The sequence below is a fragment of the Mesorhizobium humile genome, assembly GCF_033977215.1.
Classification (GTDB): Bacteria; Pseudomonadota; Alphaproteobacteria; order Rhizobiales; family Rhizobiaceae; genus Mesorhizobium; species Mesorhizobium humile.
In genome coordinates this window covers 509,407-531,335 of the sequence record NZ_JAVIIV010000001.1, presented here as the reverse complement: position 1 = coordinate 531,335, position 21,929 = coordinate 509,407, and the positions used below count along the sequence as shown (strand labels likewise).

The window sequence follows — 21,929 nt, the reverse complement described above, 5'->3', positions numbered from 1 at the left end:
AGGAGGTCTACCCGCCATCTTAAACCTAGAGCCGGCTCGCGTCAGGTCGAGAACGACCAGAACAGGCAGGCGAGCGTGACCGCGCCGAAGACGACGAAGAACAGGCTTCTGAGCAGGACGTTGCGTCGAAGCTCGTTCATGAAAAGATGCGCCGCCACGATCGCCGCGACGAACAGGAAGCGCCAGTTGAAAAGCGCCCAAAGCACCTCATGCTGGCCGAAGGCCCATCTGGCGAGCAGCGAGCCGACGATCGTCGCGAAGAGCACGATCGTCGCCCAGAAGATCGCGTCGGCGGCATGGGTCAGGACCACGCCGGCGGCGCGGATCGGCAGGATCATCATCAGCATGGCGCCGAAGAAATAGATGGCGGCGATCGCCAGGAACGAGCCGGCATCGGCAATGCCGTCGAGGCGCTTCACGCCGAAGGCGCCGTAGGGATAGCCATGCCTCGCCACCGCCAGGGAAAGCGCCATCAGCAAGGCGCTGAAAAGAGTGACCAGTGCGAATGTGCCGAGGGCCTTGCTCATGTCGTTTCCTGTCGAGACGAATCAACAGGAGTCTAGCAATCAAAAGCCGCAATCACCTCTCGATATTCTCGAAGGCACCTACCCCTTGCGCAATCAGATTCGTCGCCATGACCAGCGAGACGATTGCGCCTGAGTTGAAGACAACGACCCACCATTTGCCGCCGGTGAGGAAACCATAGCCGTCTGCAACGGCCAGGCCCCAGTCGGCCGAAGGCGGCTGGATGCCGAGGCCGAGAAAGCTCAGCGTGGCGATGGAGAAGAAGGCATAGCCCAGCCGCGTGACGAGCTCGATCAGGATCGTTTCCCTGATGTTGGGCAGTATCTCCAGAACCATGATGGCAAGTGAGTTCTCGCCGCCGAGGCGGGCGGCGCTGACATATTCGCGTTCCTTCTGCTCGCGCACCGCGGCGCGCACGGTCCTGGCCACCAGCGGCGCATAGGCAATGGCGATCACCAGGATGACGGTGAGGTTCGAGGGCCCCAGCGCCACCAGCGTCATGGTGACGAGGACGATGAAGGGAAAGGCCATCAGCGTGTCGAGCAGCCGCGCGCCGATCGCGTCGACCAGGCCATCGAAATAGCCGAGCGCCAGGCCGATGATGGTGCCGGCGGCAACGCCGCCCAATGTCGCGAGCGGCGCGACCAGCAGGATGTCGCGCGACCCGACGATGATGCGGGACAGCACATCGCGACCGAGATGATCGGTGCCGAACCAGTGCGCGGCGTCCGGCGGCGTCAGCGTGGCGAGGAAATCCTCGGCATAGGGATCATAGGGAACCAGCCGGTCGCCGAACAAAGCGCAGGCGACCCAGAAGGCGAGGATGAGCGATCCGATAATGACGGATGGAGGAAGGCCGCGAACGGCGCGGCCCAGCCTGCCGGCGCTCCGCAGGAAACCGGGTGCGCGCGAAGGTGCCGGGAATTCCAAAAGGTCCATCATAGCGACGCCCGCCGCCGCTGCCGCGGGTCGAGCAGCGCTTGAACGAGATCGCCCGCCGCGGCTGACAGGACGAAGATCGTCGCCATGACAAGCACGCCTGCTTCCAGCATCGGGAAATCGCGCGACTTGGCGGCGTTCAAAACGAGATTGCCGAGGCCCTGGATGCCGAACAGCGCCTCGATCACCACCAGCCCGCCGAGCATGTAGCCGCTCTGCGTCGCCAGCACCGCGATCGTCGGCGTCAGCGCGTTGGGCAGCACGTGGCGGAGAATGACCTGCCGGCGATCGAGCCCTTTGAGGGTGGCGGTGCGCGTATAGTCGGCGGCCAGCGCCTCGATGACGCCGGCCCGCGTCATGCGCGCCAGATAGCCGGCAAGGTTGAGCACCAGCGGCAGCGCCGGCAGGATCAGGTAGTAGCTGCTCGTCCAGAAGCCGGCGCCATCGGGGGCAGCACCGGTGATCGGCAGCCAGTTCAGCCACAGGCCGAAGACCAGCAGCAGGAGCAGCCCCGATACGAAATCCGGGACGATGCCGAAGGAGACGCCGGCGAGCACGATCAGCCGGTCGACAAGCCGACCCCGGTTGAGGCCGGCGACGATGCCCGCGCCGACGCCGAGCGGCACAAGAAACAAAAGGATGATGCCGGCAAGCGCCGCCGAACGGCCGAGACTTGCCAGCACGAAGGGCGCGACCGGCGCGCGCATCGACAGCGACGTGCCGAAGTCGCCGGTGAGCGCCGCGCTGAACCATCGCCAGTATTGAACGAGCACGGGCTGGTCGGCGCCGAGCTCTCTGTTCAGCGCCGCGACGGCCTGCGCGTCGGCGAAGGGACCCAGCATGACGCGTGCGACATCGCCGGGCAGGACCTGCCCGGCGAGGAAGACCAGCGCGCTGACCAGCCACAGGGTGAGCAGCAGCGAGACCCCGCGCGCCGACAAGGCGCGGCCGGTCAGCATCCGGCGTCCCACGCGGCTTGGCGTTTGCGCATCATGCCTGGACGAAGGAAACGCGGTCGAGCAGAAGATGCGAGATCGCCGTGAAGCGCACCCCCTCGACCTTGTTGCTGGTTATGCGGCTGTATTGCGAGAAGTAGCTGATGATCTCCGGGGTCTCGTCGAGCAGCAGGGTCTGGATCTTGCCGGCTACGACGCGCTGCGCCTGAAGGTCGCGGGCCTTGCCGTAGTCGACCAGCAAGGCGTCATAGTCCGCATTCTTGAAATGCGCGGCGTTCCACGCGCCGTCGCTCTTCAGCGTCGCGTTGAGGAAGATGTCGGGCGTGCCGCGATGCCCGAAATCGGTGATGCCGAGATTGGAATCCAGCCAGGGCGAGCTGCCGAAGGTCGCCGAGCCGTAATAGGCATCCTGCGGGAGGACGTTGAGCTTGATGTCGATGCCGGCCTTCCTGGCGAAGTTCTGGATGATGACGGCGTAGTCGGGGATGTCATAGGCGCGTTCGGTGGTCAGCGTCACCTCGAAGCCGTTGGGCACGCCGGCTTCGGCGAGTAGACGCTTCGCCTCGGCAATGTCCTGCTTTCGCTGCGGCACCGACAGATCGGCCGAAGGGAAGATCGGCGCGAACGGCGTGTCGTTGCCGGCGATGGCGCGCCCCTTGAGCAGGCCCTTCACGATGGCCTCGCGGTCGAGGGTGAGCGCCAATGCGCGGCGGACGCGCTTGTCGGTGAACGGCGCCTGGTCGGTCCTGAGATGCACGGCATCATGCGAGCTTGCCTGGACGCTCAGCAGCTTGAAGTTGGCATTGCCCTCGATCGCCAGCTCGAGGCGCGTGGTGCTCGGGATGACATCGAGCTGGCCGGCCTGCAGCGCCACGACCTGCGCCTGCTCGTCGTCGAAGAACTTTATTTCGACCCGGTCGGGCAGCGCCTTGTCGCCCCAGTAATCGGGATTGCGCACGAAGCTGGCGCCCTGCTTGGGGCGGAAGGATTCGAGCTTGAACGGGCCGGTGCCGTTGAAGTTCTTCTCGAAATCGCCGGCATAGTCGGACGGCAGGATCACGGCGTTGTAGACGTCGGAGGAGACATAGAACGGGAAATTCGAGTTCGACTGGTCGAGATCGAAGGCTACCGTCTCGTCGTCGACGATCTTGGCGCCGCCCTTGGACAGGACGCCCCTATAGGCCGACAGGGCCGACGAGCCGCTGTTCGGATCGACCAGACGCTCGAAGCTCGCCACGACGTCCTTGGCGGTCACGGTGCGGCCGTCATGGAATTTCACGCCGGGCCGCAGCTTGAACGTCCAGCGCTTGGCCGTCTCGTCGGCTTCCCAGGACAAAGCGAGCTTTGGCTGCAGCCCGTCCTTGGGATCGTCGAGGATCAGGTATTCCCCGACCTGGCTGAGCACGCCGATGCTGGCCGGATCGGTGACCGTGACCGGATCGATCGCCTTGGTCGGCTGGCCGAGGCCGACGCGGACGGTGCCGCCGGCGGCAGCGGCGCGCGCCGTGCCGGAAAAGCCCAAGCCTTGCGAGGCGGCGAAGCCGGTCAGGCCGATCAGTGCGGCGTATTTCAGGAGATCGCGGCGTTTCAGGTAGCCGGCGGCGTATTCGTCGACGGCGACGTTCCAGATGTCGCCGGAGAGATTGCGAAGGGCGTCGATTTCGTTGCGCTTGGTCATTTTTGCCTCTGTGAAAATTGTGGTTTGAAATGAGGTGGAGACGACGGGCCGGTCAGACCGGCTGGCCGTCGAGATGGATGCGGTCGACTGCTTGCGGATAGAAGGCGATCAGCCCCTTGATCTTCGGCATCTCGGCGATCGGATCGCGGTAGCTCCAGGCGATGTCCTCGCGCAGAGAGCCGTCCTTGAGCACGACGGACCAATAGGAGGCGATGCCCTTGTAGGGACATCGGGTCCTCGTCAGCGAAGCTCTCAGCCGGTCGAGCCGGACATCCTCCGCCGGCAGATAGAAACGTGTCGGCAGGTGCGTTTCGAACAGCAGCACGGGGCGGCGGCTGTCGGCGATCAATTCGCCGTCGAACCAGATCGCGACATGGCTGGAGCTCTGCAGCACGTCGATGCGCGCATAGGGGTCGCGGGCATGGACGAAGACCTCTTCGTCCTCCTCGAACCACTGGTCGACGAGGTTCCAGGTGAAGGCGATGCGGCCGGCGAGCGGCGCGAGGTTCTCGTCGGGCGGCGCCGTGAACGACCAGGCGGCATCGGCGGCGCGCCTGTCGCCGGCTTCGATATCCCAGTATTTTGTCTCGCCGCCGACCGGGTGCTGCTGGCCCTGCTTCGACGGTTTCAGCACCGACTGGTCGACCGCCGCCAGCGGGAAGAAATAGATCGGCAGGAAATGATTGGAGCGCAGCACCAGCACGTTGCGGCTGTCGGCGATGACGCGCCCGCCGAATTTGACGCGGATGCGCTTGGGACTGTGCAGGACGTTGATCAGTTGCGGCGCGGTCGCTTCGCGCGGCTGGAGTCTTGGCGCGGCGGTCATGACGGCTCTCCTTCAGGATACGGCGCGCGCGTTGGCGCGCTGTTCGGCGAAGCGGTTGGCGGGACGGGCAAGGCCGAAGCGGTCGCGCAGCGTTCCGGGCGCGTATTCGGTCGGGAAGACGCCGCGGCGCTGCAGCTCCGGCACGACCTGCTCGGCGAAGTTGACCCAGTCCTCCGGCAGCAGCGGGAACATCAGGTTGAAGCCGTCGGCGGCGCCCGCCTCGAACCAGTCCTGCAGCTGGTCGGCGATCTGCTTTGGCGTGCCGGCGACGGTCGGCACCGAGCCGCTGTTGGCGAGTTTGCGGGCGATTTCGCGCAGGGTCAGGTTCTGCGTCGCCCACTGCCTGACCCGGTTGAGCGAGGTTCGCCCGCCATTGAAGGTGCTTTCGTCGGGAAGCTGCGGCAGCGGGCCGTCCGGCGGATAGGCCGAGAGGTCGATACCGCTCCAGCTCGACAGGAGATCGATGCCGACGCGGTCGGGGAGCAGCGTCTGCAGGTAGTCCTGCCTGTCGCGCGCCTCGGCCTCGGAGGCGGCGACGATCGGCAGGATGCCCGGCAGGATCTTGAAACTCTCCGGCCGCCGGCCGTGACGCGCCAACCGCTCGTTGATGTCCTCACGATATCTGATGCCGTCTTCCCTGGTGCTGTAGATGGCGAAATGCGCATCGGCATGGGCGGTGGCGAAATTCTTGCCGTCCTCGGACGAGCCTGCCTGCACGATCAGCGGATGGCCCTGCGGCGGCCGCGACACGTTGAGCGGCCCGCGCACCTTGAAATGCGCGCCGCGATGGTCGAGCACATGGACCTTGTCCGGGTCGGCGAAATAACCGGTTTGCTTGTCGAACAGCAGGGCTTCGTCTTCCCAGCTGTCCCACAATCCCTTGACGATATCGAGGAATTCGGCCGCGCGCTGATAGCGGAAGGCGTGCTCGATATTGCCGTCGCGGCCGAAATTGCGCGCCTCCTCGTCCATGGCCGAGGTGACGACATTCCAGGACGCCCTGCCCCCACTGATATGGTCGAGCGAGGCGAACAGGCGCGCCACATTGTAGGGCTCGCTGTAGGAGCTCGACGCGGTGGTGATGAGGCCGATATGCTTCGTCACGGCAGCCAACGCCGACAAAAGCGTCAGCGGCTCGAGGCGGGCATTGGCGTAATGCGCGACGCCGCTCTTCACCGAATCCCAGATCGACACGTGGTCGGCGACGAAGATCGTGTCGATCCTGGCGCGCTCGGCAGCCTGGACCAGCTCGCGATAGTAATCGAAGCCAAGCACTTCGTGGCCGGGCGCGCGCGGGTGCCGCCACGACATGCGATGGTCGCCCTGCGGGTTGAAGAAGAATGCGCTTAAGATCAACTGGTTTCGCGCCATGCCGGCCTCCTTGCAGATCCGCGAGAGACCGGGGCGCCGCATCCGTCGGCGCTGTCGAAATCTCTCGATCAGGTGAAAGGCTAGATTGCGCTTGCCGTTAATTCGAGTAATTTTATAGAGATAATGTACTAAATGAGTGGAAGCGATTGCCCTTGATTAGGGCACCAACAGAAAGCGATTTCGAGGTCTCAATGTCCCCTTCGGTGCTGAACGTGGAGAAACTTTCCATCGCCTATGGCGGGAAAAGAGGATGGCAATCCGCCGTCAATGGCGTTTCGCTAAGCGTGGGCCAGGGCGAAGCACTGGGGCTGGTCGGCGAGTCAGGTTCGGGCAAGAGCTCGGTGGCTTTGGCCATATTGCGCTACCTGCCGGGCAATGCGCGTGTGGCGGCCTCGGCGCTGGAGTTCCAGGGCAGGGAAATCCGCGGGCTGTCCGGCGAAGATCTGCGCGGCCTGAGAGGGAACCGTATCGCGGCCGTCTACCAGCATCCGGGCGCCGCGCTCAGCCCGGCCATGACGATCGGCCGGCAGATCGGCGAGACGATCATGCGCCATCGCCGGGTCCGTCACGAGGAAGCCCGCTGGCGATCGGCCGAATTGCTCAGGCGCGTGCGGGTCGCCAATCCGGAGCGGGTGCTCGATCTTTATCCGCATGAGCTGTCCGGCGGCATGCAGCAGCGCGCCAACATCGCCATCGCCATCGCGCTCGACCCGGCGCTGCTGGTGCTGGACGAACCGACGACGGCGCTCGACGCCAGCGTGCAGTCGGAGATGATCGCGATCCTCGACGATCTGCGCCGCGACCACAAAACCAGCATCCTCCTGATCAGCCACGACATTAACCTGATCCGCCGCTCCTGCGACCGCGTCGCGGTCATGCAGTCGGGCGCCGTGGTCGAGAGCGGCGGCGCCGAGGATGTCTTCGAAAACCCCGCCCATGCCTATACCAGGGCGCTGATCGCCTCGATCCCGGCGCTGAATTTCACCAAGCATGACGGGCGGCTCGCCGAGACCGGCACGGCAGGCCGGATCCGGTCGGCCGCTCGCCGAACCGGCCCTGACGCGGAACGCCAGACCGCCATTGCCTGCAAGGGCATCAGCCATTCGTTCGGTTCGCAGGCCGTATTGCACGATGTCGAGCTTCGCGTCGGGCAAGGCGAAACCTTCGGCCTGATCGGCGAATCCGGCTCTGGCAAGTCGACGCTGGCACGGATCGTCACCGGGCTGCAGACACCCAGCCAGGGGTCGGTCGAGCTGTTCGGCAGGAAAGTCGCGCCGCGCGCCGAGAAACGGGCGCCGGGCGAACGGCGCGACATGCAGATGGTTTTCCAGTCGCCCGACCGCACGCTCAATCCGCGCCACCGGATCGGGCGGATCATCAGCCGGCCGCTACGGCGGCTTGCCGGCCTTGGCCGGAGCGATGCGAAGAACCGCGTCGCCGATCTGCTGCGCTCCGTCAGGCTGGCCGATACGACCGCGGAACAGAAGCCACGCTCATTGTCCGGCGGCCAGCGGCAGAGGGCGGCAATCGCGCGCGCCTTTGCCGGCGCGCCGAAAGTGGTGGTGCTGGACGAGCCGACCTCGGCGCTCGACGTCTCGGTCCAGGCGACGGTGCTCAACCTGCTCAACGACCTGCAGCGCGACAAGGATACGACCTACCTGTTCATCAGCCACGACCTCAAGGTCGTGCGCTACATGGCCGACAGGATCGGCGTGCTCTATCGCGGCCGGCTGGTCGAGACCGGCTCATCGGAACAGGTCTTTCGCGGCCCCAACCATCCCTACACGAAGCTGCTGCTGGCGGCGTCCGCCGATGCTGCCCAGACCGCCTCCATCCAGGGCGGGACCGTGGCGGAGCTTCAGTCGGCCAAGGGATGCTGCTTTGCCGACCGCTGCCCGCTCGCCTCGCCGGACTGCCGTGAAGCCGAACCGGCCTCCGCCGATGTCGGCGACGGCCACCTGATCGCCTGCTGGCGAACAAACCATCTTCTAAGTGAGACGCCCTAACCTATCCGGTTGCCGCTCGCCGGATCGAACAGATGCAGCGCCGCCGGATCGGCTGACAGCCGAACGATATCGCCCGGCTTCACGTCGCTGCGGCCCATGACGAAGACGCAGATTTGCTGGTTGGCCAGCCGGACATAGAACTGCGTCGACAGGCCGAGCGGCTCGACCACCTCGACCTCGGCCTTCAGCGCGCCGTCGTCGACCAGCCTGATGTGCTCGGGCCGCAGTCCAATTGTGAGAGCGTCGCCATCTTTCAGCGGCAGGCCATCGGGCAGCCGCAGCTTCTGGCCATCGGCGAGCACGGCATCGGCCTTGCCGCCCTTGGCGAATTTCGCCGGCAAAAAGTTCATGCCCGGCGAGCCGATGAACCCGGCGACGAAGGTGTTGGCCGGCCGGTCGTAAAGCTCGAGCGGATGGCCGACCTGTTGCACGTAGCCGTCATGCATGACGACGATGCGGTCGGCCATGGTCATCGCCTCAACCTGGTCGTGGGTGACATAGACCGACGTCGTCTTGAGCTGCTGGTGCAGCGCCTTGATCTCGGCGCGCATGTGGACGCGCAGCTTGGCATCGAGGTTCGACAGCGGTTCGTCGAACAGGAAGACTTTCGGGTCGCGCACGATGGCGCGCCCCATGGCGACGCGCTGGCGCTGGCCACCGGAAAGCTGGCGCGGCAAACGGCCGAGATAGCTGTCGAGGCCAAGCCGCTTGGCGGCGGCACCCACGCGGCCGTCGATCGTCGTCTTCTCGGCCTTCTTCAGCATCAGGCTGAAGCCCATGTTGGAAGAGACGTCCATATGAGGGTAGAGCGCGTAGGACTGGAACACCATGGCGATGTCGCGGTCCTTGGGCGCGACGTCGTTGACGAGGCGCTCGCCGATATGGATCTCGCCGCCGGTGACCTCTTCGAGGCCGGCGATCATGCGCAACAGCGTGGACTTGCCGCAGCCGGACGGACCTACCAGGACGACGAACTCGCCATCGGCGATCTCGAGATCGACGCCGTGCAGGATGCGCAGCGAGCCATAATCCTTCTCGACGTTTTGCAGCGTGACGGAGGCCATCTTTTATCCTTTGACCGCGCCGGCGGTGAGGCCGGTGACGAGATAGCGTTGCAGGAAGGCGAAGAAGACGCAGACCGGGATCAGCGCCAGGATCGAGGCCGCCATCATCTGCCCCCAGTCGACGGCGAACTTGCCGATGAAGGTGAGCAGCCCAACCGCAAAAGTCTTCTGCTCGTCGCTGGAGATCAACATCAGCGCGAACAGCAATTCGCTCCAGGCGGCGGTGAAGACGAAGCCGAGCGTGGCGCCCATGCCGGGCAAGGTCAGCGGCACGATCACCCGGCGCATCGCCTGGGCGCGGGTGCAGCCATCGATCATCGCCGCCTCCTCGAGATCCCTCGGGATGCCATCGAAGAAGGACTGCATCAGGAAGGTGGCGAAGGCGGTGTTGAAGGCGGTGTAGATGATGATCAGTCCGATCAGGCTGTTGGTCAGGCCGATATCGCCCATGATGCGGTAGATCGGCGGGATGACCATGACCAGAGGGAAGGTCTGGGTGAGAAGCAACAGGATCGCCAGCGTCGCCTTGCCGCGGAAGGTGAAGCGCGACATGGCGTAGCCGGCAAGCGTGGCGATGACGGTGACAAATGCCGCCGTCGACACCGAGACGATGACGCTGTTCAGAAAATAGCGCGGAAAGTCGGAGGCCTCGAGCACGGTGACGAAATTCTGAAAAGTCGTCTGCGACGGCCAGAAGGTGATGCCTTCCGAATAGAGCAGGCGCTCGGGCGTCACCGAGATCTTCAGCGTCCAGAAGATCGGGAACAGCGCGAAGATCACAAATGCCGCAATGGCCAGGTAAAGCCCGATGCCGCCGACGATGCGCGATGATGTGGAGCGACCGGCGATCATCAGACGTGCCTCACCAGCGTGCGGCGGATGGCGATCAGCCCGATCGCATAGGCAATGAGCAGCACCAGAAGCAGCACCGCGACCGCCGAAGCGTAGCCCTTGTCGAGCGACTTGAAGGCGCTGACATAGATGTAGACCGGCACCGTGCTGGTCGAGCCGGCCGGGCCGCCCTCGGTCATGACAAAGATCAGGTCGGCGAAGGTGGCGATCCAGATGGTGCGCAGCATGACGGTGATGACGATGGTCGGCGCCAGGAAGGGCAGCGTCACCTTGGTGAAGCGCTGCCAGGGCGAGGCGCCGTCGATGGCCGCCGCCTCATGCAATTCGGACGGGATCGACTTCAGCGCGGCCAGCAGCGTGATGGCGAAGAAGGGAATGCCGAACCAGATGTTGGCGACGATCGGCCCCCACATGGCGGTGGCGGGATCGGACAACACGTTGGTCGGCTCGGCCTTCAGGCCAAGCGCGAAGAGCCAGTGCGGCAGCGGCCCGATGATCGGGTTGAACAGCCACGCCCAGGTGAGGCCCGAGAGGAAGGAGGGTACGGCCCAGGGCAGGAACACCACCGCCTGCACGACCTTGCGGCCGTAGAAGGGCTTGTCGAGAAGCAACGCCAGGCCGAGGCCAAGAAAAAACTGGAAGAACAGGCTGGCGACCGTCCACCACAGTGTGTTGATCAGCGCCTGGCCGAGCACCTGGTCGGAGAGCATCGCCTGGTACTGGCCGAGGCCGACATATTCGGACTTGAAGGCCGAGAATTTGCGGAAGGAATAGCTGATGCCGATGATCAGCGGGACCAGCAGCACCACGACCAAGAGGACAATAGCCGGCGAAAGATAGAGCCATGGCTCGATCGCGGCCTCGCTCAGCCGTTGCTTTCGCGGCGGGGCAGCGGATCGGATTTCGGACACTGCGTAGGTCATTACGTGGCTCTACGGTGGAGGTTGAATTCTGGCGATGGCGACAGCGTCCTTCTCCCCGTTCAACGGGGAGAAGATGCCGGCAGGCAGATGAGGGGCGGCGCGAACCTTTCAGAAGTCAGCGCGGCCCCTCATCCGTCACTTATCTGTGCATGTCGTTGTCCCAAAACCGCTAAGCACTTTTGGGCGACATGCATCGGGTGACACCTTCTCCCCGTAAAACGGGGAGAAGGAAGAAGGGCGTCACTTCTTGTTCTTGGCCAGCCAGGCCTGCTGCTCCTTGGTCAGGAACGCGGCCCATTCGTCGGCCACCTGCTTGGCCGGCTTCTGGCCGAGCAGCACTTCCTGAAAATTCTTGATCGCCACCTGGTCGACGAAGTTGCCAAGGTTCTCCAGATGGGTCGGCGGCGTCACCATTTCGTACTTGGAGCTGTCGCTGAGCTCGGTGAACCAGCCCTTGAACTGCTCGGTCTTGAAATGAGCGTCCTGGTCGGCGCCGTTGTGGATCGGCACGACGCCCACCTCCTTGGCCCATTCCAGATTGTCCTTGGGCGACAGAAGTGTGGCCATCAGCTTCCAGGCCTCATCCTTGTGCTGGGAATTGGCGAACATCGCCCAACCGGCATAGCCCAGCGTCGGATAGGACTTGCCGCTCGGGCCGACGGGAAGCGGAGCCACGGCGAAGTCGTCGGCGCTCATCTTGTCGGCGATGCCGAGCAAGGCGTCCGGATCCTGGTTCAGCATGGCGCAGGTGCCGGAATAGAAGCCCGTCACCGTTTCGTTGAAGCCCCAGCTCACGGCGTCCTTCGGCGCCAGGCCGTTCTTGTACATGTCGGCCAGCATCTGCAGGCCCTTGACCGAACCTTCATCGTTGATGGTCGAGGTGCCGTCCTCGTTGAAGTAGCCGCCCTTGCCGTCGGCGATGTTCATGAACATGTGCATGCCGTTGAAGGCGCCCGGTCCGCCGCGCAGGCAGTAGCCGTATTTGCCGGGGATGGCCGAGATCTTCTTGGAATCCGCGACGAAATCGTCGAGCGTCGCCGGCGGGCCGTCGAGGCCGGCTTCCTTGAACAGCTTCTTGTTCCAGAACAGCGCATTCACATAATAGCCGTAGGGGATCATGAACTGGGTGTTGTTGACGGTCGAGCCGAACTGCTTGGCGCGGTCGCCGAGCGTCTTGGCGTCGTCCCATTTGGCCATATAGGGGCCGAGATCCTCGAGCTGAGCGTTGTTGGCGTAGAGGCCCATCCAGCGTTCCGGCATCTCGACGACATCAGGCGTGTCGCCGGCCTGCACCATGGTGAGGAACTTTTCGAAAGCCTGGCCCCAAGGCAGCGAGACCACCTCCACCTTGATGCCTGGATTGGCGCTTTCGAATTCGGCGATCTGCTTCTTCAGGAATTCGGTGCGCGGCGGGCTGGTGATGACCTCGACCAGCTTGATGGTGGTGTCGGCCATCGCGCCGCTGGCGGAAATCGCCAGGCCGGCCGCTGCGGCAAGCATGAAGGTCAGTCTTTTCATCTTCAGGACTCCCATTTTCGATCCGTTTATTTTTTTGACTTGTCGAAGGCCTGGACGATGTCCGCCCAGAGATCCTCGACATTTTCCAATCCGACATTGAAGCGGATGGTTCGGGGGCTGACGCCGAAGCGCGCCATCGAATTGATGCCCGGCGTCTGCTCGAGCGAGGCCTTTGCCGGCACGACCAGGCTTTCATGGCCACCCCAGCTGACGCCGATGCGGAAGAATTTCAGCGCATCGACGAAGGCCGGGATATCGACATCCTCGGTGACCTCGAAGGAGAACAGGCCGGCATAGCCGGCAAGCGTCTTCTTGCCGGGCTGGTTGGAATAAGCGGGGTGATTGACCCGCTCGACCTTGCCATGCGCCTTGAGCCGCTCGGCAATGGTGAGCCCGCTCTTCATGTGATGTGGCAGGCGCAGCGGCAAGGTGCGCAGCCCGCGCAACAAGAGCCAGCCTTCGAAGGGCGACAGCTTGCCGCCAAGCTGGGAATAGGTCTGCTCGTTGATGTGCTTGATGTGGGCGGCAGAACCCGCCACCACGCCGGCGACGGTATCGCTGTGGCCGCTCAGATATTTGGAGGCCGAGTGCAGCACCAGGTCGACGCCATGCGAGATCGGCTTCTGGAAGACGGGCGTCGCCCAGGAATTGTCGATGGTGGTGACGATGCCCTGCTCCTTCGCCAGCCGCGTCAGGTGCTCCAGGTCCTGCAGCTCGAACATCATCGAGGTCGGGCTTTCGAGATAGAGCAGCTTGGCGCCGGGAAGGGCTGCGGCGACCGCATCGGGATCGGCGCCGTCGACATAGTCGACCTTGATATGCAAGCGCGGGAACAGCCGCTCGAACAGCCGGTAGGCGTCGCCATAGCAGTTGCGTACGGCGACCATGCGCTCGCCGGCGCCGACGAAGGCGAGCACCGTGGCGCTGATGGCCGCCATGCCGCTCGAGAAGCCGCGCGCGGCCTCGGCGCCTTCGAGCGCCGCGACCCGCGCCTCGAACTCCATCACGGTCGGGTTGTCGCCGCGCGAGTAGATCGGCTGCTTTCTTCGACCAGCAAAGGTGTCGGCCATGTCGGCGTAATTGGCGAAGGTAAACAGCGACGTCTGGTAGATCGGCGGCACCACCGCGCCGCCGGGAAACGGATCGTCATGCGCCAGAAGCGTCGCCGCCTCGCCGAGATAATCGCTGGCCATCAAGGCCGGATCGAAGGTGTTGGGCTGCTCGTTCATCTGCGGTCCGAAAGTTTGAGGTTGGCGGCACCGCGTTTCAGATCGTCCTCGACGGTGGCGATGAGCTTCAGCGCCTCGGCGCGGGCGCCGTCGGGATCATGCGCGGCGATGCGGACGAAGATGGTGCGGTGATAGGGGAAGCTGGCATGGCCGAAGTCGCGCACACCGAGCGGATGTTCCCAGAAGCGGTGGAACATCTCGTACATGGCGGCGATGATCTGCTCGAACAGCGGGTTGCCGGAGGCGCGGAAGACCGCCTGGTGGAATTCCCAGTCCTCGTCCGAGGACATGCCGGCGCGGGTGCGGAAGGCCTCCTCCATGAGGTCGAGCTTGCGCTCGATCTCGGCAAGCTCGGCCTTGCCCGCGCGAACGGCGCAAAGTGCCGCCGCCTCCGCCTCCAGCGCGCGACGGATTTCCAGCGTCGCCATCAGGCCGGCGAAATCATTGCCGCCGGCCAATGTCAGCGGCATGTGCAGCATGTCAGGCGAGACGGCGGCCTTGAGATAGGTGCCCGAGCCCTGCCGCCGTTCGACGAGGCCTAGCCCCTCCCAGCGGGTCAGGGCCTCGCGCACCGTGTTGCGACTGACCTTGAGCCGTTCCGCCAGGATGCGCTCCGTCGGCAGTTTCTCGCCCGGGCCAAGAGCCTCCTGGCGCACGAACCCCGCCAACGCCTTCAGCACCGCGTCATCGCGGGCCGTGGTCTGGATGGGGGGCAGGAAATCGGTCACGCCGGCTGAGCCTAAAGTGGTTCAATGGTCCAACCAATTTCTGCACAGACAGAAAGGGGAGTCAACAGCCGAAATGAGGCTGGCCGAAAGGCGCGGATCGTGCGCCATTCGGCCTTGTTGTTTCAGGCGCGGATGCGCGCCGGCGTGGCCTCCGCGCGCTCTTCGCGCCAGCGCGCGAACATTTCCTCGCGGACCCGCCGCGAACCCGAGAGCCGCTCCTTTGCTTCCGCCAGGACAGAGGGCGAAGCCTCGGCGGGCGTGCCGGAGCGGAAGGGAGGCGCCGGCGCGTATTCGAGCGAGAGCTGCACGATTTCCGCTTCCGCCTGTCCAAGCAGCCTTGCGACCAGCGCCAGGCCGAAATCGATACCGGACGTGACACCGCCGGCGGTGATCAGCTTGCCGTCCTCGACGATCCGCGCATCGACGGGGATCGCGCCGAACTCTTCAAGGAAATCATGCGCATACCAGTGCGTTGTGGCCCGTTTGCCCTTGAGCAATCCGGCCGCTCCGAGCACCAGCGCGCCGCTGCACACCGAGGTGATGTAGCGCGCCTGCGCCGCGCGCTCCCAGACGAAGTCGAGAACCGCCTTGTCCTCGAGCAGCGCGTTGACGCCGCCGCCGCCCGGAATGCACAGCACGTCAAGAGGCGGGCAGTCGTCGAAGGTCGCCGTCGGCGTGAGCGACAGACGCGTCGACGACATCACCGGATTGCGATCCTTCCAGATCAGTTCCACCTCAGCGCCCTTGACCGTTGCCATAACCTCATAAGGCCCGGTGAGGTCGAGCTGCTGGACATTGGGAAATACGAGGATGCCGAAACGAAGGGACATGGGAATCTCCGTGGATTGACTTCGGGCAACCTACGGCATCATGCTTTGGCACGATTGCCATTTACCCCTCGTTTCAGGCCATTCCCATGCGCCGCATCGAAATCCTCGCCTATCCCGACATCCAGCTCCTCGATGTCAGCGGACCGCTTCAGGTTTTTGCCAGCGCCAACGACTTCAGGACGCAGGCCGGCGAGCCGGCCGCCTATGAGCCCGTCGTCGTCGCCGCCTCGCCGCGGATCAGGACATCGTCCGGTCTGGCGCTTGAGGCGGCGGCGCTGCCGGCGCAGGGGCTCGCGGTCGACACGCTGATCGTGCCTGGCGGCTGGGGCGTCAACGCGGCCTGCGAGGATCCTCAGCTGGTGGAGTGGATCGTCGGCCGCTCGCGCGATGCTGTGCGGACGGTTTCGGTCTGCAGCGGCGCGATGCTTTTGGCTCAGGCAGGCCTGCTCGACGGCCGCCGCGCGGTTACCCATTGGGGCCGCTGCGCGGAGTTCGCCAAGCGCTTTCCGGCGGTCCGGCTCGAACCCGACCCGATCTTCATTCGCGACGGCAATGTCTGGACCTCGGCCGGGGTGACGGCCGGCATCGATCTCGCGCTGTCCTTCGTCGAGGCCGACCTCGGCCGGCGCATGGCACTCGCCGTGGCACGCGAGCTGGTCGTTTTCCTAAAACGACCCGGCGGTCAGGCGCAGTTCAGCCAGACCCTCAAGCTGCAAGAGGGGGACGGGCGCTTCGACCGGCTGCATGGCTGGATCCTCGACAATCTGAGCGGCGACCTGTCGCTGGAGCAGCTGGCCGAACGCGCGAATATGAGCCGGCGCAGTTTCTCGCGGCACTATCAGGAGGCAACGGGGCGCACACCCGCCCGCGCGATCGAAGAAATCCGGATTGAGGCGGCGCGGCGGATGCTGGAGCGGGGGCAAACGGTCAGCCAAACGGCGCGGCGCTGCGGTTTCGGCTCCGAGGAAACGATGCGGCGCGGCTTTCTACGCGTCCTCGGCACCAACCCGCGCGACTATCGGGAGCGTTTCTGATCCACCGACAGGTCGCTGATCGGGCGATCCTGCGCCGCCCGGCATGTGATCGTTTGGATTCATGCGCCAGGGTATTGGCGTCAGGGCGGATAACTGCCCAGACGGGACGCGAAGCGCTCCACCATCGCCAGGCCGGCCGCGCACGGCCGCATCGCCGGCGCGCGGTCAAATATCGGGACGCCGGCACGGGCGCCGAACAAGGCGCTTGCCGTAGCAGATCAGGTTCTCGATGCCCTGCATGACGAAGACCTGGCTGTCGAACAGCGCGTAGAGAATGGCGTGGATGCCATGGATCTGATCCGGCGCGAATTGGGCCATCGCGCTCGCCCTCAATGGCTTTCGCGCGGAACGGCGTGACCGCGGCTGCCGACGAGGAAATCGAGGTCGGCGCCACGGTCCGCCTGCAGGACATGATCGACATAGAGGCCCTGATAGCCGCCGCGCATCGCCGGTTCGGGCGGCCGCCAGGATTGCCGACGTCGAGCCAATTCTTCTTCCGAAACCTCGAGATGCAGCCTTCTTGCCTCGACATCGAGCTCGACGATGTCACCGCTTCTGACCAGTGCCAGCGGGCCACCGACGGCGGCCTCGGGGGCCGCATGCAGCACCACCGTGCCGAAAGCGGTGCCGGACATGCGGGCGTCGGAAATGCGGACCATGTCGCGCACGCCCTTTTGCAAGAGCTTCCGCGGCAGCGCCATGTTGCCGACCTCGGCCATGCCGGGATAGCCCTTGGGGCCGCAATTCTTCAGCACCATGACCGACGTCTCGTCGATATCGAGCCCTGGGTCGTCGATGCGCGCCCGGTAGTCGTCGATGTCTTCGAAAACGACGGCGCGGCCGCGATGCCTCATCAAGGCGGGCGATGCGGCCGACGGTTTGATGATGGCGCCCGCCGGCGCCAAATTGCCGCGCAGCACCGCGATGCCGCCATGCGGCGTGAGCGCCTTGTCGCGTGGGCGGATCACTTCCGGATTGTAATTCCGGGCATCGGCGATGTTGTTCCGCACGCTTTTGCCGGTGACCGTCAGCGCGTCGAGGTCGAGCAGGTCGGCGATCTCCTTCATCACAGCCGGGATGCCGCCGGCATAGCAGAAATCCTCCATGAGGAAGCGGCCCGACGGCATCAGGTCGAGGATGGTCGGCACATCGCGGCCGTATCTGTCCCAATCGTCGAGGCTGAGTTCGGCGCCGACCCGGCCGGCGATGGCGAGCAGATGCACGACGGCGTTGGTCGAGCCGCCAATCGCGCCGTTGACGCGTATGGCATTGGCGAAGGCCTGCTTGTCGAGGATCGCCGACGGCCGCAAATCCTCGTTGACCATCTCGACGATGCGCCGCCCGGTCATGCGGGCAATGCGGCTGCGGCGCGCGTCGACCGCCGGATAGGCCGCGTTGCCGGGCAGCGCCAGGCCAAGCGCCTCGACCATCGAGGCCATGGTCGCGGCCGTGCCCATGGTCATGCAATGGCCGGGCGAGCGCGACATGGCGCTCTCGGCGCTGGCGAAATCCTGCGCGCTCATCACGCCGGCCCGCACATCCTCTGAAAATTTCCACACGTCGGTGCCGGAGCCGATCTCACGGCCCTGGAACCGGCCGTTGAGCATCGGCCCGCCGGAAATCACGATGGCGGGCAGGTCGCAGGAGGCCGCGCCCATCACCAGAGACGGTGTGGTCTTGTCGCAGCCCGCCATCAGCACGACGCCGTCCATCGGATTGCCGCGAATCGCCTCCTCGACATCCATCGAGGCAAGATTGCGGAACAGCATGGCCGTCGGCCGCAGATTGGATTCGCCGCAGGAGAACACCGGAAACTCCAGCGGCAGGCCGCCGGCTTCCAGCACGCCGGCCTTGATGTGCTCGACCAGGCCGCGGAAATGCACGTGGCAGGGCGTGAATTCGGAGAAGGTGTTGCAGATGCCGATCACCGGCCGGCCGTCGAAAGCATCGTCCGGCAGGCCGTTGTTCTTCATCCAGCTGCGATGGATGAAGGCGTCCTTGCCGAGCCCGCCGAACCAGTGCTGCGATCGTCTCTTGGTCATGGTCGGTCCTCGGCGATGTTCAGGCCGGATGCTGGAGCTGGCTCAGCCCGCCATCGACGACGAGGCAGGCCGCGTTCATGAACGGGCACTCGTCGGAAATCATGAACACCGCGGCGAGCGCGATCTCGCGCGCAGTGGCGATGCGGCCGCCGGGGTGCAGCGCTATGGTGTTGGCGCGCGCGGCGACAGGGTCCGGAAAGCTGTTCCAGTAGTCGAGGGCCTTCTGCGTCTCGACATAACCCGGCGCCAGCGCGTTCACGCGCACGCCCTGGCCGGCATATTCGAGCGCCAGCGATCTGGTCAGGCCGAGCAGCGCGTGCTTGGCGACGGGATAGGGGAAGGTATGCGGGATGATGGTGAAGGCGTGCGTCGAGGCGATGTTGAGGATCGCCCCGCCGCCGCTTGCCAGCATGCCCGGTAGCACCGCCTTGCTGCAATTCCAGGCGCCTTTGACGTTGACGTCGAAATTGCGGTTCCACTCCTCTTCGCTCGCCTCGAGCGGCGTCGAGAAGACATTCATCCCCGCGTTGTTGATCAGCGCGTTGACCAGCCCGATTTCCTTGCCCGCGCGGCCGACGGCCGACGCGATCGCCGCGGCATCGGTTATATCGGCCCGGCAGTGCCGGAGACGACCGCGCGGCGCCGACAGGCCGGAGGCGGCCCTGTCCAGGAGCTCGCCGTCGCGATCGATCATGAACAGGCTCGCCCCCTCGGCCAGGCAGGCTTCGGCGATGGCGAGCCCGATGCCCTGGGCGGCGCCGGTCAGAAAGACGCGTTTGCCTGCAAGGCGCTCAGTCATCGTCGTCACTCCAGTCGAAGACAGCCACGGCGATCCTTCAGCCGCATCGGCCCGACATCGACATGCCGGCTCAGCGCCGGCCCAATGCCGACGACCGCAGATTGTCGAGCAGGACCGCCAGAAGCAGGATCACACCCCTGACGATATATTGGTAGAAGGCCGGGATGTTGAGCAGGTTCATCGCGTTCTCGGCGATGCCCATGATCAAAACGCCGACGATGACGCCCGACATCGTGGCGCGGCCGCCAGCCAGCGAGACGCCGCCGAGCACGCAGGCCGAGATCACCGACAGCTCGAGGCCGACCGCGGCGTTGGGCTGGCCAGAGGTGATGCGCGAAGCGAGCAGGATGCCGGCGATGCCGCAGACCACGCCCTGCAGCGTGAAGATCCAGATGCGCGTCCTGTCGACATTGACGCCGGCGAGGCGCGAGGCTTCCGGATTGCCACCGATGGCCAGCGTGTTCTTGCCGAAGACGGTGCTGTTGAGCACGAAGCCGAAAATGGCGAAGAGCACCGCAAGCACCCAGATCGGCGTCGGGATGCCGAGTAGCTTCGACAGGGCCAACTGATAGAAGTCAGGGCTGTTGATGCCGACGGCGCGGCCGTCCGACGAGATCAGCGCGAAGCCGCGCACGATCTGCATGGTGGCCAGGGTGGTGATGAGGGCGTTGATGCGGAATTTGGCGATGACGACGCCATTGACCCAGCCGACGACGGCGCCGCAGGCGATGGCCGCGATGAGGCCGAGCAGGATCGAGCCGGTGTAGTTCGAGGCCATCACCGCGACCATGCCGGCAAAGGCGACGATGGAGCCGACCGACAGGTCGAAGTCGCGCGCGGCGAGGCAGAACATCATCGTGCAGGCAACGATGCCGACGGTGACCACCGATTGCAGCAGGCCCAGCATGTTGCGGTCGGTGAGGAAGTTCGGCACCAGCAGCGACACCAGCGCGAAGGCGACGATGAAGATGACGACGAGGCCCTGCTCGCCGAGCAGTATCTTCTTCAACCGGTCGGTCATGGCGGGTGTCCTCAGGATGCAATCGCGTCGGGGGTTTTCTTGTCGGGAAGGGCCGCGGCCAGGATCGCCTTTTCGGCGAACTGGTCGCGCGTGAGTTCGGCGCTGATGCGTCCGCCGCACATCACCAGGATGCGGTCGCAAATGCCCATCACTTCCGGCAGCTCCGAGGAGACGACGACGATCGCCATGCCGTCCTCGGCGAGCTGGTAGAGCAGCTCGTAGATTTCCGACTTGGCGCCGACATCGATGCCGCGCGTCGGCTCGTCGACGATCAAAACGCCTATGCCCTGCTCGGACAGCCATCGGCCGAGGATCACCTTCTGCTGGTTGCCGCCGGACAGGTTGACGATGTCCTGCCTGCGGGACGGCGTGCGCACCTTGAGCTTCTTGATGAAGGTCTCGGCCGTCGCGATCTCGCTGGCGCGGCTCAGCACGCCAAAGCGCGTGTGATGGCGCCTGGACGAGATGTTGATGTTCTCCTCGATCGAGCGGCCCTGGATGATGCCGTCATGCTTGCGGTCCTCGGAGCAGAGCACGATGCCCGCCCTGATCGCGTCATGCGGGCTGGCGGCGGCAATCGCCTTGCCGTCGACGGCGATCGCGCCGCCCGAGCGCGGATCGGCGCCGAAGACCAGCCGCATCAGCTCCGAGCGCCCGGCGCCGATCAGGCCGAAGAAGCCGACGATCTCGCCCGCGCGGGCTTCGAAGCTGGCCGGCGTCGGCAATCTGGCGCCGCTCAGACTGTCGACCTTGAGGCGGATCTCTCCTGCCCTTCGCGGCCGAAAACCCCATATGTCGGAAATCTCGCGGCCGACCATTTCGGCAACGACCTGATCGCGCGTCACACCTTCGAGCGATGCGTGGTGCGCGGCGAGCTTGCCGTCGCGCAGCACCGTCAGGCTGTCGCAGAGCCGGAACACCTCGTCGAGCCGGTGCGAGACATAGATGATGACCTTGCCCTCGCCGCGCAGCCGGTCGATCAGGGCGAACAGGATCTCGCTTTCGCGCGAGGACAGCGACGAGGTCGGCTCGTCGAGCGCGATGACGCGGGCGTCCAGCATCACCGCCTTGGCGATCTCGACCATCTGGCGTTCGCCGATCGAGAGCGTCTTGACCTTGCGGCGCATGTCGATGTCGATGCCGGCCGATTTCAGCTTGGCGCCGACATCGTCGAGCATGCGGCGGCGGGCGATGACGCCTGCGCTCGCCGGAAACCGGCCAAGGCTGAGATTTTCGGCGACGGTCAGCTCGGGCACCAACTGCAATTCCTGATGGATGACGATGACGCCGTTGTCGAAGGCGTTCCTGGTCGAGGCATAGGCCTGAACCTTGCCGTCGATGCTTATTGCGCCGGCATGGGCATGCTGGTCGCCGGACAGAATCTTGATGAGGGTGGATTTGCCGGCGCCATTCTCGCCCATCAATCCGTGCACGGCGCCCTTTTCGACACCGAACGACACGTCGGACAGAGCCCTGACGCCCGGATAGGTCTTGGTGATGTTGGAGAATTCGAGAAAGGACACCGCTCAGATCCTTGTGCGCTACCCTTGCCGGGTCGGACCAAACAGGCGGCGACGCGGGCCGCCGC

20 protein-coding genes are annotated in these 21,929 nt (G+C 65.0%); 2 read left to right on the top strand and 18 right to left on the bottom strand.

From position 1 onward, the window contains the following. Positions 1-41: 41 nt before the first annotated feature. The 6 genes from RFM52_RS02525 to RFM52_RS02500 are packed head-to-tail and all read right to left on the bottom strand — an operon-like array spanning position 42 to position 6,295. Complete coding sequence (locus RFM52_RS02525) at positions 42-527, bottom strand: hypothetical protein (RefSeq protein WP_320294267.1); 486 nt, start codon at positions 525-527, stop codon at positions 42-44. A gap of 52 nt (positions 528-579) precedes the next feature. Continuing rightward, on the bottom strand, positions 580-1,467 hold the full coding sequence (locus RFM52_RS02520; RefSeq protein ID WP_320294266.1) for an ABC transporter permease: 888 nt from the start codon (positions 1,465-1,467) through the stop codon (positions 580-582). Beyond that, complete coding sequence (locus tag RFM52_RS02515; protein WP_320294265.1) at positions 1,464-2,423, bottom strand: ABC transporter permease; 960 nt, start codon at positions 2,421-2,423, stop codon at positions 1,464-1,466. The genes RFM52_RS02520 and RFM52_RS02515 overlap by 4 nt, the downstream gene beginning before the upstream one ends. 31 nt (positions 2,424-2,454) lie before the next feature. Next, a complete protein-coding gene (locus RFM52_RS02510; protein WP_320294264.1) occupies positions 2,455-4,098 on the bottom strand; it encodes an ABC transporter substrate-binding protein in 1,644 nt (547 codons plus the stop codon). 52 nt (positions 4,099-4,150) lie between these two features. Continuing rightward, complete coding sequence (locus RFM52_RS02505; RefSeq protein ID WP_320294263.1) at positions 4,151-4,924, bottom strand: DUF427 domain-containing protein; 774 nt, start codon at positions 4,922-4,924, stop codon at positions 4,151-4,153. A 12-nt stretch (positions 4,925-4,936) separates the two neighbouring features. Continuing rightward, complete coding sequence (locus RFM52_RS02500) at positions 4,937-6,295, bottom strand: LLM class flavin-dependent oxidoreductase (protein ID WP_320294262.1); 1,359 nt, start codon at positions 6,293-6,295, stop codon at positions 4,937-4,939. Positions 6,296-6,486: 191 nt separating this feature from the next. Between RFM52_RS02500 and RFM52_RS02495 the strand changes: the two genes are divergently transcribed. Further along, positions 6,487-8,301, top strand: a complete 1,815-nt coding sequence (locus RFM52_RS02495; protein WP_320294261.1) for an ABC transporter ATP-binding protein — start codon at positions 6,487-6,489, stop codon at positions 8,299-8,301. Here the strand turns inward: RFM52_RS02495 and RFM52_RS02490 are convergent. The 7 genes from RFM52_RS02490 to RFM52_RS02460 all read right to left on the bottom strand — a co-directional run bounded on the left by RFM52_RS02490 (position 8,298) and on the right by RFM52_RS02460 (position 15,445). Continuing rightward, positions 8,298-9,365 carry an ABC transporter ATP-binding protein gene (locus RFM52_RS02490; protein ID WP_320294260.1) on the bottom strand — a complete coding sequence of 356 codons (1,068 nt, stop codon included), beginning with the start codon at positions 9,363-9,365 and terminating at the stop codon, positions 8,298-8,300. The two genes, RFM52_RS02495 and RFM52_RS02490, sit on opposite strands and share 4 nt — an antisense overlap. Positions 9,366-9,368: 3 nt before the next feature. Further along, on the bottom strand, positions 9,369-10,217 hold the full coding sequence (locus RFM52_RS02485; protein WP_320294259.1) for a carbohydrate ABC transporter permease: 849 nt from the start codon (positions 10,215-10,217) through the stop codon (positions 9,369-9,371). Next, positions 10,217-11,140 carry a carbohydrate ABC transporter permease gene (locus RFM52_RS02480; RefSeq protein ID WP_320294258.1) on the bottom strand — a complete coding sequence of 308 codons (924 nt, stop codon included), beginning with the start codon at positions 11,138-11,140 and terminating at the stop codon, positions 10,217-10,219. The genes RFM52_RS02485 and RFM52_RS02480 overlap by 1 nt, the downstream gene beginning before the upstream one ends. A 240-nt stretch (positions 11,141-11,380) precedes the next feature. Continuing rightward, positions 11,381-12,658: an ABC transporter substrate-binding protein gene (locus RFM52_RS02475; RefSeq protein WP_320294257.1), complete on the bottom strand. Its 1,278-nt coding sequence runs from the start codon at positions 12,656-12,658 to the stop codon at positions 11,381-11,383. Positions 12,659-12,684: 26 nt separating this feature from the next. Further along, a complete protein-coding gene (locus RFM52_RS02470; protein ID WP_320294256.1) occupies positions 12,685-13,887 on the bottom strand; it encodes a PLP-dependent transferase in 1,203 nt (400 codons plus the stop codon). Continuing rightward, a complete protein-coding gene (locus RFM52_RS02465) occupies positions 13,884-14,615 on the bottom strand; it encodes a FadR/GntR family transcriptional regulator (protein ID WP_320294255.1) in 732 nt (243 codons plus the stop codon). Before RFM52_RS02465 ends, RFM52_RS02470 begins: the two co-directional genes overlap by 4 nt. Positions 14,616-14,737: 122 nt before the next feature. Beyond that, positions 14,738-15,445, bottom strand: a complete 708-nt coding sequence (locus tag RFM52_RS02460; RefSeq protein WP_320294254.1) for a DJ-1/PfpI family protein — start codon at positions 15,443-15,445, stop codon at positions 14,738-14,740. Positions 15,446-15,531: 86 nt separating this feature from the next. Here RFM52_RS02460 and RFM52_RS02455 point away from each other — a divergent pair, with 86 nt between their 5' ends. Continuing rightward, the gene (locus RFM52_RS02455) at positions 15,532-16,479 is read left to right on the top strand and encodes a GlxA family transcriptional regulator (RefSeq protein WP_320294253.1); all 948 of its coding nucleotides are present in this window, start codon (positions 15,532-15,534) and stop codon (positions 16,477-16,479) included. Positions 16,480-16,644: 165 nt separating this feature from the next. Here RFM52_RS02455 and RFM52_RS02450 read toward each other — a convergent pair whose 3' ends face one another. From RFM52_RS02450 to araG, 5 genes are all read right to left on the bottom strand, one after another. Beyond that, the gene (locus tag RFM52_RS02450) at positions 16,645-16,797 is read right to left on the bottom strand and encodes a hypothetical protein (RefSeq protein ID WP_320294252.1); all 153 of its coding nucleotides are present in this window, start codon (positions 16,795-16,797) and stop codon (positions 16,645-16,647) included. An 11-nt stretch (positions 16,798-16,808) separates the two neighbouring features. Beyond that, positions 16,809-18,521 carry an L-arabinonate dehydratase gene (gene araD, locus RFM52_RS02445; RefSeq protein WP_320294251.1) on the bottom strand — a complete coding sequence of 571 codons (1,713 nt, stop codon included), beginning with the start codon at positions 18,519-18,521 and terminating at the stop codon, positions 16,809-16,811. A 19-nt stretch (positions 18,522-18,540) separates the two neighbouring features. Then, the gene (locus tag RFM52_RS02440; protein WP_320294250.1) at positions 18,541-19,320 is read right to left on the bottom strand and encodes an SDR family oxidoreductase; all 780 of its coding nucleotides are present in this window, start codon (positions 19,318-19,320) and stop codon (positions 18,541-18,543) included. Positions 19,321-19,390: 70 nt separating this feature from the next. After that, entirely contained in the window at positions 19,391-20,341 is a 951-nt protein-coding gene (araH, locus tag RFM52_RS02435) for an L-arabinose ABC transporter permease AraH (protein WP_201412980.1), read from the bottom strand. Positions 20,342-20,352: 11 nt separating this feature from the next. Further along, positions 20,353-21,864: an L-arabinose ABC transporter ATP-binding protein AraG gene (araG, locus tag RFM52_RS02430; RefSeq protein ID WP_320294249.1), complete on the bottom strand. Its 1,512-nt coding sequence runs from the start codon at positions 21,862-21,864 to the stop codon at positions 20,353-20,355. Positions 21,865-21,929: the final 65 nt, after the last annotated feature.

Coding starts and splice junctions, on each gene's coding strand:
- RFM52_RS02510 (WP_320294264.1), bottom strand. CDS start 4,098: ATGACCAAGCGCAACGAAATCGACGCCCTTCGCAATCTCTCCGGCGAC.
- RFM52_RS02485 (WP_320294259.1), bottom strand. CDS start 10,217: ATGATCGCCGGTCGCTCCACATCATCGCGCATCGTCGGCGGCATCGGG.
- RFM52_RS02515 (WP_320294265.1), bottom strand. CDS start 2,423: ATGCTGACCGGCCGCGCCTTGTCGGCGCGCGGGGTCTCGCTGCTGCTC.
- RFM52_RS02525 (WP_320294267.1), bottom strand. CDS start 527: ATGAGCAAGGCCCTCGGCACATTCGCACTGGTCACTCTTTTCAGCGCC.
- RFM52_RS02480 (WP_320294258.1), bottom strand. CDS start 11,140: ATGACCTACGCAGTGTCCGAAATCCGATCCGCTGCCCCGCCGCGAAAG.
- RFM52_RS02470 (WP_320294256.1), bottom strand. CDS start 13,887: ATGAACGAGCAGCCCAACACCTTCGATCCGGCCTTGATGGCCAGCGAT.
- RFM52_RS02455 (WP_320294253.1), top strand. CDS start 15,532: ATGCGCCGCATCGAAATCCTCGCCTATCCCGACATCCAGCTCCTCGAT.
- RFM52_RS02475 (WP_320294257.1), bottom strand. CDS start 12,658: ATGAAAAGACTGACCTTCATGCTTGCCGCAGCGGCCGGCCTGGCGATT.
- araH (WP_201412980.1), bottom strand. CDS start 20,341: ATGACCGACCGGTTGAAGAAGATACTGCTCGGCGAGCAGGGCCTCGTC.
- RFM52_RS02450 (WP_320294252.1), bottom strand. CDS start 16,797: ATGGCCCAATTCGCGCCGGATCAGATCCATGGCATCCACGCCATTCTC.
- araD (WP_320294251.1), bottom strand. CDS start 18,521: ATGACCAAGAGACGATCGCAGCACTGGTTCGGCGGGCTCGGCAAGGAC.
- RFM52_RS02460 (WP_320294254.1), bottom strand. CDS start 15,445: ATGTCCCTTCGTTTCGGCATCCTCGTATTTCCCAATGTCCAGCAGCTC.
- RFM52_RS02490 (WP_320294260.1), bottom strand. CDS start 9,365: ATGGCCTCCGTCACGCTGCAAAACGTCGAGAAGGATTATGGCTCGCTG.
- RFM52_RS02500 (WP_320294262.1), bottom strand. CDS start 6,295: ATGGCGCGAAACCAGTTGATCTTAAGCGCATTCTTCTTCAACCCGCAG.
- RFM52_RS02495 (WP_320294261.1), top strand. CDS start 6,487: ATGTCCCCTTCGGTGCTGAACGTGGAGAAACTTTCCATCGCCTATGGC.
- RFM52_RS02520 (WP_320294266.1), bottom strand. CDS start 1,467: ATGATGGACCTTTTGGAATTCCCGGCACCTTCGCGCGCACCCGGTTTC.
- RFM52_RS02440 (WP_320294250.1), bottom strand. CDS start 19,320: ATGACTGAGCGCCTTGCAGGCAAACGCGTCTTTCTGACCGGCGCCGCC.
- RFM52_RS02505 (WP_320294263.1), bottom strand. CDS start 4,924: ATGACCGCCGCGCCAAGACTCCAGCCGCGCGAAGCGACCGCGCCGCAA.